Raw genomic sequence first — 13,329 nt, 5'->3', positions numbered from 1 at the left:
GACTTATAGAAGCGTAAATAATCACTTAACGGTGCTGGAAAACAGGTTTTCTTTTTTCAATAAATGCCTGCACTCCCTCTTTAATGTCCTCTGTTTGGAAAATTTCCGCAAAAAGAGAGGCCTCTAGTTCAATACCTTCCGATAAGGATTGATTCAATCCTTCATCAACTGATTTTTTAATCCGGGAAAGTGCCTGCAAAGAATGCCTAGAGATTCTTTTCGCCAATTCCTTTGCACTGCTCAAGCCCTCTCCGCTTGGAACAACTCGATTTACCAAACCGATTTTCTCCGCTTCTTGAGCAGAAATAGGATCACCAGTAAACATCATTTCTTTTGCTTTTGCTTCTCCTACCAATCTAGGAAGCCGCTGGGTACCTCCCCCTCCCGGGAACAAGCCGAGCTTTATTTCAGGCAGCCCAATTTGCGCATGCTCTTCTGCAAAACGAATATCACAAGCAAGGGCAAGCTCACAGCCGCCGCCAAAGGTTAGCCCATTTAACACCGCTATGGTAGGCTTCGGAAAATCATCAATATAATTCAGTGCAACATGACTATTTCTCACATTTTGTTTCATATTGGATTACCCATCATTTGTGGGAATTCTTTAATATCTGCTCCTGCAGCAAAGGCCTTATTACCCGCACCCGTTACCAAAACTGCTACGACCTCTAAGTCATCCTTCAATTCCTGAAAAGCAACAAGCAATTCCTGAAAAACTTGTTTACTTAAGACATTTAACGGTGGACGATTTAATGTTACAACAGCAATGTTATTTTCTTTTTCAACTGTGATAAATTGAACCATTTCTTTCTTCACTCCTTTTACCTATCGTTAATGACAAAAACTATACTGACCAGTTAGTATGTTTTTTCAAAAAGAGAGGGGGATTTTACATATTTACCCCTCTCCAGTTTTTCGTTAATAAACTTGAATTCCCTTTAAAATCATTTCGACAAAAATCTCTGCAACTTCACGGTCAGAAGATATTCCGTCAGGATTAAACCAGTGATAACTCCAATTCGTTATGCCTAAAATTCCAAATGCAAGAATGGTTGCATTTAAATTGGGCCTGAACTCACCAACGGCCATGCCGCCTTTGATCAATTCCTCAATATTAAACCTGAACTGGTCTCGTTTCGGAACAATTAAGGCACGTCGGTCAGCACTCAAATTTTGCATTTCACGAAAAAATATTTTTGCAGCAGATCCCCGCGTTTTTATATCTGAAATCAACATATAGACAATATCAAATATTTTTTCTTTGAATGATTTAGATTGATCATGTAAGATTTCTTCTTGGCGGACAAGCAAATCATCAATATAGCCCAAATGGATATCCATTAAAAGTTCTTCCTTACTTGAAAAATAATAATAGAAAGTACCCTTTGTAACACCAAGGGAATCTACAATATCTTGTATCGAGGTTTCACTAAATCCTTTCTTTTCAAATAATTGAATGCTTTGTCCTGTTATTTTCTCTTTCACCTGAATGTCCTCGCAATCTCAAAATGTCTAGTGAAATTATACCATATAGTATATCTCTCCTTTCCATATCAAAGTTATTTTAATTTTCATCCTAGACATTTCTTTGGATTAGTAAGCTGATAGCTTTATTTTTTTACCTTTTCTTCCCTTAATGTGCGGCGAAGGATTTTACCGACCCCTGTTTTTGGTAATTGATCGCGAAATTCAACAATACGAGGTACTTTATAAGCTGCCAAGTTTTGCTTGCAATACTGAATAATTTCTTCATTTGTAGCCCTTTTTCCGGCTTTAAGGACGATGACGGCTTTTACATCCTCCCCCCTGTATGGATCTGGTACCCCAATAACAACTGCCTCCTGAACAGAAGGATGTTCGTAAAGTACTTCCTCAATGTCTCGCGGATAGATATTATATCCACTGGCAATAATCATATCTTTTTTCCGGTCAATGATGTATAAATAACCATCCTCATCAACTTTTGCTATGTCACCCGTGTAAAGCCATCCGTCACGTAAAGTATTTGCAGTTTCCTCCGGCATGTTCCAATATCCCTTCATAATTTGCGGGCCTTTGATGATCACTTCTCCCAATTCTCCGGCGGAAACTTCAGCAGTACCAGTTGCTAAATCGACAATTTTGTATTCGGTTGATGGAACCCCAATCCCAACACTACCTGGTTTCCGATCTGCAAATGGGGGGTTGCAGTGGGTGGTTGGCGAAGCTTCCGATAAACCATATCCTTCAAGTATTTTCGCACTCGTTTTCCCTTCAAATTCGCGCATCAATTCAATTGGCATTGGTGCACTGCCACTGTTACAGGTACGAATACTGCTGATTCCGTATTCTTCCGCACGTGGATGGTTGGTTATCGCTACATACATGGTTGGAACACCTGGAAAGGTCGTTGGCTGTTCGTTTTTTATCGTATTTAATACCTCTTCTAAATCGAATCGTGGCAACATAATGGATTCAGATGCCGTATAAATAGAAAGATTCATACATGAACTCATTCCAAAAACATGGAAGAGAGGAATTACGGTTAAACAACGTTCTTTTCCCACTTGAAATTCATGTTTAAAAAATTCGTAGCACTGAATAACATTGGCTAAGATGTTGCGGTGGGTCAGCATTGCCCCTTTTGAGCGGCCTGTTGTTCCTCCAGTATATTGGAGCACGGCCACATCATGCTCCGGTTCAAATTCAATTGGAATGACATTTCCGTTTCCTTCCGTTAGGAAGCTTTCAAAGCTTCTGTCCGATGCAAATTCCTGCCCTGCAGGCTGTAAGCTAACGACAATAATATTTTTTAAATTAGTTCGAGCCTGAACACTTTTTACTCTAGGATAAAGAGCATCCAAAACAACGATGGTTTCTGCACCTGAATCCTTTAGGATATATTCAAGTTCCCTCTCCACTGACATAGGATTCACCTGTGTCACGATTGCACCAGCTGTTAGAGCCCCATAGTAGGAAACCACATACTGCGGGCAGTTAGGCAGCATGATGGCCACGCGGTCACCTTTTTGAACTTGATTTTGCTGTAGAGCTGAAGTAAATGAATACACGAGTGAGCTTAATTCCTTATAGATAATCTTTTTTCCATAGAAGGATAGCGCATTATTGGTAGGATATTTTTCTGCTGTTTCTTGAAGAATATGACTTACAGTTTTGTTTGGAAGATCAACCGTTTTTGCAATTGATTCAGGATAATGTGCCAGCCAGGCATTTGCTTGTGTCATGAATTCTCCTCCAGTAACTTTTATCTATTAATTTATTATCGATTCACATCTAAAAGGTTAATCCGCCACCATCAACCGATAGGGTAGCACCCGTCACAAATGACGCTTCATCAGACGCAAGGAATAATACGGCATTAGCTACCTCATCAGGAGTACCGATTCTTCCAAGTGCATTGGCTTTAGAAATAATCGGCCACTTTCTGTCATTTTGTTTCCAATTGTCAATGATTTTTGTATCGATAACTCCGGGAGCAATGGCGTTAACGCGGATATTAAATTTTCCATACTCCAAGGCTGCATTTTGTGTCAGTACGACAACTCCTGCTTTAGATGCATTATAAGGGGCCACATATTTTTGACCTTTTAAGCCTAATAAACTAGAAGTGTTGATAATCGCACCACCGCCTGCTTTGATTAACTCGGGTACTGCATACTTAATTCCCAGGAATACTCCTTTTAAGTTAATATCAACAACACGGTCCCACTCTTCTTCTGTAATATCCACGCTTCTTACTTCGGAATTGCCAATACCGGCGTTATTAAACATAATGTGCAGTCCGCCAAAGGAATTTGTTGTAATATCGATTAGCTCTTTTATCTGAACCGATTCAGAAACATCTGTTTTGACAAAGATTGCATCTCCACCCGCCTGTTTAATAAGGCTGACCGTTTCTTCACCCAATTGTGAATCGATATCGGCAACTGCTACTTTTGCCCCTTCTTTTGCAAAAAGAATCGACGCCGAACGTCCAATACCGCCCCCGCCGCCTGTTACAATCGCTATTTTTCCTAGTAATCTCATAAATGAAACCAGCCTTTCGTTTATTTTTTATGTAAGCGCGTTCAAAACACACCACTCTACTAACCGGTTGGTATGTTATAGTTTAATTATACATTCAAAACACAAATATTCAAATTCTTTTCTAAATATTCTAATTAATTTACTTTGAATATTCAACATAATACACTAAAAAGGCCGAGGAACATTCAACTGTTCTCGACCTTTTAGTCTGTTAATATCTCTTAATACCTTTCTTTTGCTTGTTCATCACTTCAAACGATTTTTCAATAATATCTGTTAAAACGTCACCCTTATAAATTCTTCCAAGTTTCAAGCCCTGTTGATAATACTCGACAATTTCATCAAGTTTCGCTGAGGTATCCTTTGAAATTCTAACATTCAATTGAATTCTTTCACTTTCAGCCAAGGTAAACACTCCTATCCATCCGTTAGCAATCTGCTAGCACTCATCTATTTAATTGATATCCGATGCTACTATACTATATTTCTACAAAATTTTCATTAGTTTACAAAAAAAAAAGAGAGTACCCTTCAAGCACTCTCATAAATAATTAATATTTGTTTAACTCACTTTCAGGTGTTTGAATGATAACCGGCCGCTTGCCAGGATCCAACCTTTTAAGAATCGACACAACATATGTCTGCGAAGTCGCCGTGCACCCAAGGGTATAACTGCTTCCTACATGGAAAAAGATAGCTGAACCAGCACCTGGTATTCTTTCTACGGTATTGTAATTAATGACAAAGCCATAATTATAAGCGGGTACATTCATTTTCTCTGCGCTTGCCCACAGCCCATTATTTTCTGAGGCTTTCTGCCAAGTGTTATACAGGGATGATTTCGAGTCATCTACCCAGACGTCATCTGAAGAAATTTGTCGATATGGCAGCTTTGTGCCCGGGTTTTGATAACGGCCAAATGCAGTTCCAATTGAATATTTGCCTCTAGGTGATTTTTGGCCTCCTTCGCTCATAACTGTTGCGAAGCCTAATTTTCCAATAAATCCATCGATTGTTAATATTCCATACCATTTTTGATTAATTTTGCTTTAACTGAACGAAATAATTTATAAAAAACACGGATAAACCTTGATATAAAGCAATTTCTTATAAATAGATTATAATACAGAATAAATTTATTTCGGCACGAAATCGGCACGGATATTCACCGCACAAAAACACATGTAGCAAGGGGTTTAAGTGTATTTTTCTTTTACTCATGAAATTTCAGCCTAATATTATTTTAATAAATGATTAAAAAGCTAAACTAGACGGGCTGAATTTCCCTTGGTTCAGTTCCGAAATATGAAACAATAAACCAAATACCTGAATAATATACAGTTCTATATGTTTCGTGGTCAGAATGTAATCAAAGAAACAGGGTGCCTCCAAATAACAAAGGGGGCATCTATTTGTATGTATTTTTACATCATGCCGCCCATTCATTTGGTTTTGTAATAAGGAGAAATAATACTAAAAAGATCGCTTTTTATCGCTGTTTTCCCAAGTTTCCTTTAATGTTTTTCTAATAAAAACAAAATGTTAGGAGGACTAACAGGAGGACATGCACTTTTAAAATTTACTGCCTTTATAAATCAATTATTAACTAATATCCGTATATTTTTCAATTGAAGTAATAATGCTTACAATTGAGGTGATATTAATATATGGAATATTTAATTATTGCGGTTCTATTAGGATTACTCATTTTTCAGTGGAAAAATCGACGTAGTTTAAAAGATGAAGAATACTTTAAACAAATCACGGTGACAGAAGAATTTAAAAAAACAATTGCATTGGGACTTTATCAAAGGTTTTGCAAAGAAGTAGAAGAAAAAAGATATTCCCCCACATTTTTAAAAAGTGATCCCTTAGACTTTGAACATTTTATTGCTGATGTATTAAAACATAAGTACGGATTTGAAGCCTTTGTGACCAAAAGCTCAGGAGACTTTGGGATTGACATAGAGCATGGAGTGGGGGTCGGCAAGGTATTAGGTCAAGTCAAGTGTTATCGGGAAGATATGGGCTATGAACCGATTGCCATTCTACATTCCAATATAGTTAAACAAAATGCATCAAGAGGATATGTTGTTTCGACCGCAGGATTCAACGAAAATGCTATTTCCTATGCCGAAGGATTAAACATCGACTTAATCAATGGGATCGATCTAGTTGAAATGTGGATTAATCATAAAAGCCCTATAGCTAAAACCATTGAATATCAACCTTTTAAAAATGATAAGTCGGATACCATGAGCATGTAGAATCAACTATGAAGAAAAGCGGATGTTACATCTGCTGTTTTTTGATTCCTTATCCGCAATAATTTCTACTGTGCTGAGGTTAGTCTTTCCACAGACCTGAACCGCAGTTATCAATCGGCATTGAGCATTACTCACGTTAATTGATTTGCTTATTAAATAGCAATCACAAAAACCCTAGAAGCGGTGATATAACGCAATTTCTAGGGTTTTTTATTTTTACTCTGTTTAGTAGAATTTTGTGTTCTCCCCCAAAGAAATGAGGGGAAGTTTTAAAACTAAATTATTCAAGTGAACAGACGTATACTCTTTGTAAAAATCCTACCAACAATTGTCACCACACGAGTTTTTAGGCACGAAATGAAAAAAGAAAAGCCCTGGTATCAGGGCCTTTTTGATATTCTGTGAAGGAATCGAACCTGTGACCTCATCCCAGCCAAGGAAGTGAAGTATTTAGGATTATAACAGATATATTGAGAAAATACTTTGAAATGAATAATGCAAACTATTCTTGGGCTATTTCTTCGCCATTTCTTTATCGATTATGGATGATGCAGCTAATGTGTGAGGAGAAAGTTTCAGTATAGTAGGTTGTTAATCAGAACAAATTACTTTTTATTCATAAAAAAACACCAGGTATCTTTTTAAACTGATGACAGTATCTGGAGATACCTGGCGTTTGAAAATAACTAATATAGGTAATCTGTGAGTTTATAAACACATTATTATAATAATTCAATCTATTATTTATGTTTATAATTGATTCCAAACGACAAGTTTCGTTTCAGTCATTTCAAGGATTGCATATTTCAAACCTTCTTTACCTGTGCCGCTTTCTTTTACGCCACCATATGGCATTTGGTCTACACGGTAAGTTGGAATATCGTTAATCATGACACCGCCTACTTCAAACTCTTTAGAAGCTCTGAATGCTGTTTGAATGTCATTTGTGAAAATCCCTGCTTGTAGGCCATAATTTGAATCATTAATTGCTGCAATTCCTTCTTCTACAGAAGAAATATTGTTAACAACTACAATTGGTGCAAAAACTTCCTGGCAAGATACCTTTAGAGTGGAGTCTACATTCTTTAAAATGGTTGGCATGAAGACTCCATTTTTAATATTGCCACCTGTTACGATTTCAGCACCGTTCTCCACCGCTTCTTGTACCCAGCTAAGTGCTCGTTCTTGTTCATCGGGATTGATCATTGCAGAAATATCCGTTGTTTCTGCAAGTGGGCTTCCAATGACTAACTTCTTAGTAGCATTTGTAAATTGTTCAATAAATTCATCGAATAATTCATCCATTACATAGGTGCGTTGTAATGAAATACAAACCTGACCTTGGTTTGAAAAAGCCCCATTAACACATTTAGGAACGATTTGGGATAAATCAACATTTTTGTCGATAATTAAACCAGCGTTCGATCCTAGTTCAAGAGCGACTTTTTTCAAGCCAGCTTTGTTGCGAATACCAATCCCAACAGCAGGGCTGCCAGTGAATGTAATCATTTTTACTTTTTCACTTGTAACCAATGAATCACCAACGGTTCTACCACTACCTGTAATAACGTTAAATGCGCCTTTAGGTAAAGCTGTTTGATCAATTAATTCAGCTAAAAACAATGCTGAAAGAGGCGTTTGCGATGCAGGCTTAAGAACGATTGTATTTCCGGCTGCAATCGCAGGTCCCACTTTATGTGCTACTAAGTTTTGCGGGAAGTTAAATGGTGTAATGGCTCCAATTACACCAATTGGTTGCTCTATCGTGTAACCGAAGCGATTTGCTCCGTTTTTCGCAGCATCCATAGGAATCATTTCTCCAGTTAAACGTTTTGCTTCTTCTGCCGAGAATTTATAGGTTTCAATCGTACGATCTATTTCACCTAATGCGAACTTTATTGGCTTTGCTGCTTCTAAGGAGATAATTTCAGCTGCCTTTAATCTATTTTCAAGTAACAAACTGACTAGTTTTTCTAATATTTCAGCCTTTTCATAAGCTGTAAGACTTGCCATTACTTCTCGATTCTTATAAGCAGCATCAATGGCGGAAGCTACTTGCTCTTTAGAGGCTTGAGGAATCTCAGCAATTTTCTCTTCTGAATAGGGAGAATGTAAATCTATATATTTTTCAGATTCATGCCATTCACCATTAAAATACAATTTCTTTTTCACTATATCTCACACCTTTTTTTATATTATCGTTTGTACCCTACCAGCATTAGTCTAAAATTGAAAAATTCTGCGCAATTTCATTCACCACAGGTATACTCTTTCTTAAATTCGTATCAAACATCACTGAGGTTACAGTTGCTTCTGTAATAAGTTCTTCTAATTGATTATAAATTTTTTGTTCGAATACAAAACTCTTAGTACCTAGTTTTTTGGGATGAGTGATAATTATAAGAGTATCTCCTAGTCTAGCTTCTTTCAGAAACATAATATCTAGCTTAAGGATCACGGTCCCTATTTTCTTTCTTCGCATTTCCTCATAGGAAATTCCCGCTTTCATGTACCAAGCTCCTCGAGCATCCTCTAGGAAGGAAACAAAGGAAGGAAGGGGAGGCAGTAGTTGCCTCCTATTCCTATGAATCTCTGTTTTGATATTATTCACGCTCGATGATAGTGGCGATTCCTTGACCACCGCCGATACAAGCGGTAATCAAAGCATATCTTCCTTCGGAGCGTTCTAATTCATATACTGCTTTCGTGATCAGGATTGCACCAGTGGCCCCAAGCGGATGACCATGAGCAATAGCCCCACCGTTAACGTTTACTTTTTCCAAATCCATTTCAAGCTCGCGATTACAAGCTAAAACTTGAGCTGCAAAAGCTTCGTTGATTTCGATCAGGTCAATCGCATCTAGGTGTAGACCAGATTTTTCTAGTACCTTTCGGACTGCAGGAACGGGACCTATTCCCATAATGTTAGGGTCAACACCCGCAACAGCATAGTCACGAATAACTGCTAATGGAGTTAGATTTAATTCCTCAGCTTTTTCTCTTGACATTATGACCAGAGCAGAGGCTGCATCATTTAATCCTGAACTGCTTCCAGCTGTCACCGTTCCACCTTTAAGAAATGCCGGCTGAAGTTTTGTCAATCCTTCGATGGTTGTTTGCGGTCTAGGGTGCTCGTCGGTATTAAAAATAACTGGCTCTCCCTTTTTTACCGGAATCGTTATCGGCACAATTTGTTCGTCAAATCGGCCTTCTTTCATCGCTACCGCCATACGTCTCTGGCTTTGAAGCGAAAATTCGTCTTGCTCTTCTCTCGTAATCTGATATTTTTCTGCTAGGTTTTCGGCGGTTATACCCATCGGTGGATTTCCTGCTTCTTCTGTAGAAACCTGTAATTTAATAAATCTTGGCGGTTCAGCATGAAATGGTTTTTCTGGACGGGCCATCAAATAGGGAGCACGGCTCATACTTTCAGTTCCACCAGCTATATAGATGTCACCATCACCTGCCCGAATCGCCTGGGCTGCAAGATTGACGGCATTAATGCCAGAACCACATTGCCGATCTACTGTTAAACCGGGTAAGTCAATCGATAACCCTGTTTGCAATGCTGATAATCTTGCAATATTTCCGCCGCCTGACAACACATTACCAAAAATAACATCATCGACCATTTCAGGTTTGAGTTTCGCTCTATTTAATGCCTCTTTGATAACCTCTGCACCTATTACGTGAGCAGGGACACTCGCTAGGGCCCCTCCTTGCCTGCCAATCGCTGTACGTACGGCAGAAACGATTACTGCATCTCTTTTCATCTATTATTTTCACCTCTATTTTTATTTAAAAGCTTTTGTATATTTTCTAGGAGTCTTGTATAATCTGTATTTTTTCTTACATCGCATGTGCGCCGCCATCAACAACTAATATATCCCCAGTTACAAAATTAGAACCTGGTGCCGCTAAGAAAAGTGCAACTCCTTTTATATCGGAATCTGAACCAAATTTTCGTAATGGTGTGCCTTCAAGAATGGCTTCTCCGCCTTTATCCAGTAAACCATTAGACATTTTCGTTGGAAAAAATCCTGGAGCAATGGCATTAACATAAATACCATGTGGTCCCCATTTCACTGCTAAATCCTTAGTAAAAGTTACCACAGCGCCTTTACTCGCGTTATAGCCAATCGCATTCATATATTTAGGATTGCTTCCTTGCAGACCTGCTACAGAGGCAATATTGATAATTTTTCCTGATTTTTGTTCCAGCATCACTTTTCTAACTGCCTGTGACATTAAGAACGTGCCTGTAGCATTTACATTCAGCACCTTCTGCCATGCTTCAAGTGGCATTTCCTCCACTGGAGCTCCCCAGGAAGCACAGCTGTTATTAACGAGAATATCAATTCGGCCAAATCGTTCCATTGTCTTTTCTACGACGTTTTTTACGTCTTCAGGATTGGAAACATCACATTTTAAAGCAAAGCTTTCAACCCCTAGTTTTCTAAGTCCTTCACTCACTTCTTCACAGGCCTCAAGCTTTCTTGAACAAACCACCACATTAGCGCCCGCTTCAGCAAATCCTTCAGCGATTTGCTGACCAAGACCTCTGCCCCCGCCTGTTACAATCGCCACTTTTCCTGTTAAATCAAAAAGCTTTTGAACATGCATTGAACTTCCTCCTATTAAACCATCAACGGTATTTTTTCAGTTCGTATCTTGCAATCGCTCTCTTGTGAACTTCATCCGGTCCATCCGCTAACCTTAGTGTACGGATTTTCGCCCAGCTGGCTGCGAGTGGAGTATCCTCGCTGACCCCAGCAGCACCAAAGGCCTGAATAGCGCGGTCAATAATTTTTAATGCCATATTTGGAGAAACCACTTTAATCATGGCAATTTCTGCTTTTGCCTCTTTATTTCCCACTGTATCCATCATGTATGCCGCTTTCAGTGTTAGAAGTCTGGCCTGCTCGATATCTATTCTTGCCTCGGCAATCCACTCTTGAATGACACCTTGTTCTGAAAGCTTCTTTCCAAATGCTGTTCTCAACTGAACGCGCTTACAAAGTTCCTCAAGTGCACGTTCGGCAGCGCCGATTGTTCTCATACAATGATGGATTCTTCCAGGTCCAAGACGTCCTTGTGCAATCGCGAAGCCTTTTCCCTCATCCCAAAGCATATTTGAAGCAGGTACTCGTACATTTTTGTATTCAATTTCCGCGTGGCCATGTGGAGCATGGTCGTATCCGAAAACAGGTAAGATTCTTTTAATAGTGACCCCTGGAGTATCAAGTGGTACGAGAATCATAGATTGCTGTTCATGAGTTGGTGCTGTTGGATCGTTTTTGCCCATCACAATCGCAATTTTGCACCGAGGATCTCCGGCACCAGATGACCACCATTTTGTACCGTTAATGACATATTCATCCCCGTCTCGAACGATACTTGCCTGGATATTGGTTGCGTCCGATGAGGCTACATCTGGTTCTGTCATCGAAAAACAGGAGCGAATCTCACCGTTTAATAATGGCTTTAACCATTTTTCTTTATGTTCCTCTTTTCCGTAACGAACAATAACCTCCATATTTCCTGTATCTGGTGCAGCGCAGTTGAATACTTCTGGGGCAATACTGGACCGGCCCATAATTTCACAAAGCGGGGCATATTCCAAATTCGTTAGGCCTGCACCAAATTCACTTTCTGGTAAAAATAAATTCCATAACCCATGTTGTTTTGCTTTTTCTTTCAGCTCTTCCATGATTGGGGGAACCTTTGAAAACGGATCATTTTTATCAATTTGCTCGTGATAAACCTTTTCATTTGGATAAATATATTCATCCATAAATGCAGTCAGCTTTTGCTGTAACTCTTTCACCTTTTCGGAATATGAGAAATTCATCATTACCACTCCTTTCAACATACAGCTTTTCGACAATTTTTTCATTGATATAGTAGAAACATATTTCTTGAACCTACTATCACTATTTTTGATGAATGGATACAAAAAATCTTATATTAATCTAGTATTTTTTAGGAAAAATTTTTATTCCGATTGTCTAAGTATCTTATAGACACCTGTTCCTTTTGCAATAAGCTGATGATTTTCATCTAATATTTCTGATTCAATCGTCGCTAATTTATATCCCTGTTGGAGTACCTTTGCCCGAGCAAAGAGATCTCCAGTGTTTGTTGGGGCAAAATAATGTACATCCAAATTCACTGCTGATACAGAAGTATGATATATTTTGCGCAGATGAATGGTTTGGACCATATCAAGCATGGAGGCATGAACTCCTCCATGAAGAGAATTATTTGTGTTTAATAGTTCTTTCTTTACTTCCAGCTTTAGTGATAGTTCATCTTCATGTCCGCTTACGATTTCAAATCCGATATGATTAAAAAAAGGGTTTTTATTAATTCCTTTAAACATTTCTTTTTCCATCACCTGCAACATATTCCCCCCTTCTCTACCCCTTTTTAATAGGAGTTGCTTTAAAGGTTCCAATCCCCTTAGCAATTAGAACTCCGTCTTGTGAAAAGATCATTCCCTCTGCAGTTACATATTTACCCTCTTGATTCAATATTTTCGTTTCCGCCTGATAATGTTCTCTCGGCGAAAGGTCGAAAAATGATAGATTTAGATTAATCGTAGTAGCAAACGAGTTTGTTTCCACAGAGATGGTAGCACCCATAGAAATATCAATCATGGTTGAAAAAACACCAGGATGAATCGTACCATCGTCCTGGAGTAAATGCTGCTGCAAGGATAAATCTAGTTCAAACTTATCAGTCATTGTGCTAGTAAACCCCATATAATCAAAAAAAGGTGGTGATGTTTTGGCTTTGTTCAATTCCATATTCCTTTCTATAGGACCTCGACCATCAATGCCATTCCTTGGCCGCCACCGACGCAAAGAGTAGCGATTCCTCTCTTTTTACCACGGCGTATTAGTTCGTGAATTAAGGTCGTACTAATCTTTGCTCCCGTTGCTCCAAGTGGATGACCAAGCGCAATAGCTCCTCCATTTACGTTTACTTTCGCTATATCTAATTGTAATTCGCGAATAACAGCTAATGACTGCGA

The 13,329-nt window shown here is 38.7% G+C and carries 12 protein-coding genes and 3 pseudogenes; 1 reads left to right on the top strand and 14 read right to left on the bottom strand.

Translation table 11 applies throughout. The annotated features are described in order from the left end of the window. Positions 1-25 precede the first annotated feature (25 nt). The 6 genes and pseudogenes from ABES02_RS26165 to ABES02_RS26140 form a co-directional block, all read right to left on the bottom strand. Positions 26-804 (bottom strand): annotated as a pseudogene (locus ABES02_RS26165) (enoyl-CoA hydratase). Between the two features lie 114 nt (positions 805-918). Further along, the gene (locus tag ABES02_RS26160; RefSeq protein ID WP_430140694.1) at positions 919-1,485 is read right to left on the bottom strand and encodes a TetR/AcrR family transcriptional regulator; all 567 of its coding nucleotides are present in this window, start codon (positions 1,483-1,485) and stop codon (positions 919-921) included. 125 nt (positions 1,486-1,610) lie between these two features. Next, positions 1,611-3,224 (bottom strand): long-chain-fatty-acid--CoA ligase, encoded by a 1,614-nt coding sequence (locus ABES02_RS26155; RefSeq protein ID WP_430140693.1) that lies wholly within the window; start codon positions 3,222-3,224, stop codon positions 1,611-1,613. A gap of 49 nt (positions 3,225-3,273) precedes the next feature. Beyond that, complete coding sequence (locus ABES02_RS26150) at positions 3,274-4,026, bottom strand: SDR family NAD(P)-dependent oxidoreductase (protein ID WP_430140692.1); 753 nt, start codon at positions 4,024-4,026, stop codon at positions 3,274-3,276. A gap of 211 nt (positions 4,027-4,237) precedes the next feature. Then, positions 4,238-4,432 carry a hypothetical protein gene (locus tag ABES02_RS26145; protein WP_430140691.1) on the bottom strand — a complete coding sequence of 65 codons (195 nt, stop codon included), beginning with the start codon at positions 4,430-4,432 and terminating at the stop codon, positions 4,238-4,240. Between the two features lie 145 nt (positions 4,433-4,577). Continuing rightward, positions 4,578-5,072, bottom strand: a pseudogene (locus tag ABES02_RS26140) (L,D-transpeptidase family protein); the annotation flags it as partial. A 621-nt stretch (positions 5,073-5,693) separates the two neighbouring features. Here ABES02_RS26140 and ABES02_RS26135 point away from each other — a divergent pair. After that, the gene (locus ABES02_RS26135) at positions 5,694-6,293 is read left to right on the top strand and encodes a restriction endonuclease (RefSeq protein WP_430140690.1); all 600 of its coding nucleotides are present in this window, start codon (positions 5,694-5,696) and stop codon (positions 6,291-6,293) included. 750 nt (positions 6,294-7,043) lie between these two features. Here ABES02_RS26135 and ABES02_RS26130 read toward each other — a convergent pair. From ABES02_RS26130 to ABES02_RS26095, 8 genes and pseudogenes are all read right to left on the bottom strand, one after another. After that, entirely contained in the window at positions 7,044-8,465 is a 1,422-nt protein-coding gene (locus ABES02_RS26130; protein ID WP_098934786.1) for an aldehyde dehydrogenase family protein, read from the bottom strand. A 46-nt stretch (positions 8,466-8,511) separates the two neighbouring features. After that, on the bottom strand, positions 8,512-8,904 hold the full coding sequence (locus tag ABES02_RS26125) for an acyl-CoA thioesterase (RefSeq protein WP_257208986.1): 393 nt from the start codon (positions 8,902-8,904) through the stop codon (positions 8,512-8,514). Further along, entirely contained in the window at positions 8,897-10,066 is a 1,170-nt protein-coding gene (locus ABES02_RS26120; protein ID WP_098934788.1) for a thiolase family protein, read from the bottom strand. The genes ABES02_RS26125 and ABES02_RS26120 overlap by 8 nt, the downstream gene beginning before the upstream one ends. Positions 10,067-10,142: 76 nt before the next feature. Then, a complete protein-coding gene (locus tag ABES02_RS26115) occupies positions 10,143-10,916 on the bottom strand; it encodes an SDR family oxidoreductase (protein ID WP_430140689.1) in 774 nt (257 codons plus the stop codon). A gap of 22 nt (positions 10,917-10,938) precedes the next feature. Then, complete coding sequence (locus ABES02_RS26110; protein WP_430140688.1) at positions 10,939-12,144, bottom strand: acyl-CoA dehydrogenase; 1,206 nt, start codon at positions 12,142-12,144, stop codon at positions 10,939-10,941. 144 nt (positions 12,145-12,288) lie between these two features. Then, complete coding sequence (locus tag ABES02_RS26105; protein ID WP_430140687.1) at positions 12,289-12,699, bottom strand: PaaI family thioesterase; 411 nt, start codon at positions 12,697-12,699, stop codon at positions 12,289-12,291. Positions 12,700-12,712: 13 nt separating this feature from the next. After that, positions 12,713-13,039, bottom strand: a complete 327-nt coding sequence (locus tag ABES02_RS26100; protein WP_218348780.1) for a PaaI family thioesterase — start codon at positions 13,037-13,039, stop codon at positions 12,713-12,715. 71 nt (positions 13,040-13,110) lie between these two features. Further along, positions 13,111-13,329 (bottom strand): annotated as a pseudogene (locus tag ABES02_RS26095) (acetyl-CoA C-acyltransferase); the annotation flags it as partial.

The organism is Neobacillus pocheonensis, assembly GCF_050477905.1.
In the GTDB taxonomy this organism is placed as follows: Bacteria; Bacillota; Bacilli; order Bacillales; family Cytobacillaceae; genus Neobacillus; species Neobacillus pocheonensis_A.
Note: the sequence above shows the minus strand (reverse complement) of the source record. Positions and strands in the feature narration are given on the sequence as shown.

What these genes read in the sequence shown, in the direction of transcription:
- ABES02_RS26155 (WP_430140693.1), bottom strand. Translation starts at nt 3,224, where the DNA reads ATGACACAAGCAAATGCCTGGCTGGCACATTATCCTGAATCAATTGCA.
- ABES02_RS26150 (WP_430140692.1), bottom strand. Translation starts at nt 4,026, where the DNA reads ATGAGATTACTAGGAAAAATAGCGATTGTAACAGGCGGCGGGGGCGGT.
- ABES02_RS26135 (WP_430140690.1), top strand. Translation starts at nt 5,694, where the DNA reads ATGGAATATTTAATTATTGCGGTTCTATTAGGATTACTCATTTTTCAG.
- ABES02_RS26120 (WP_098934788.1), bottom strand. Translation starts at nt 10,066, where the DNA reads ATGAAAAGAGATGCAGTAATCGTTTCTGCCGTACGTACAGCGATTGGC.
- ABES02_RS26115 (WP_430140689.1), bottom strand. Translation starts at nt 10,916, where the DNA reads ATGCATGTTCAAAAGCTTTTTGATTTAACAGGAAAAGTGGCGATTGTA.
- ABES02_RS26110 (WP_430140688.1), bottom strand. Translation starts at nt 12,144, where the DNA reads ATGAATTTCTCATATTCCGAAAAGGTGAAAGAGTTACAGCAAAAGCTG.
- ABES02_RS26105 (WP_430140687.1), bottom strand. Translation starts at nt 12,699, where the DNA reads ATGTTGCAGGTGATGGAAAAAGAAATGTTTAAAGGAATTAATAAAAAC.
- ABES02_RS26100 (WP_218348780.1), bottom strand. Translation starts at nt 13,039, where the DNA reads ATGACTGATAAGTTTGAACTAGATTTATCCTTGCAGCAGCATTTACTC.